The organism is Aeromonas sp. 604176 (assembly GCF_049170755.1).
Lineage (GTDB): Bacteria > Pseudomonadota > Gammaproteobacteria > Enterobacterales > Aeromonadaceae > Aeromonas > Aeromonas veronii_A.
Map to the genome: position 1 here is coordinate 1 of NZ_JAAKNE010000318.1, position 521 is coordinate 521.

The 521-nt window shown below is 58.0% G+C and carries 1 protein-coding gene; it reads right to left on the bottom strand.

Annotated elements, in window-relative coordinates; translation table 11 throughout:
* Positions 1-521, bottom strand: a 521-nt coding sequence (locus G5358_RS21595; RefSeq protein WP_421324941.1) for a branched-chain amino acid transport system II carrier protein, incomplete at both ends; no start/stop codon positions are given.

The window sequence follows — 521 nt, forward strand, 5'->3', positions numbered from 1 at the left end:
CCGAAGTAACCCTTCAGGAAGGTGACCAGCACCAGCGCCACGGCAACCGGATAGATGGCAACCAGCACCGGAATGGAGAGGCTGATCAGCTGGCTCAGGCCCACGTTAGCCACCACGGCACAGATAACGCCCAGCAACACCACCAGCTTCTTGTAAGCCATGCCGGTCAGATTGTGGAAGAAATCGGAACAGGCGGAGATCAGACCGACTGCAGTGGTAAAACACGCCAGAGTGATGATGGCCGCCAGAATGAACTGACCCGGCTGACCAAACAGGCTCAGTACGTAGGCGTTGACGATGGCGCCACCATTGCTGACATCGGTCGCCACACCGGCTGCCGTGTTACCCAGTTGGAACAGGGAGACGTACACCACGCTCAGACCAACGGCAGAGATGAGGCCGGCAATGGCCAGATACTTGAACTGGCTCTTGTAATCGTTGATGCCTTTCTGGCGCAGCAGGTCGACGATCAGGGCGCCAAACATCAGGGACGCCAGGGTGTCCATGGTGTTGTAGCCTTC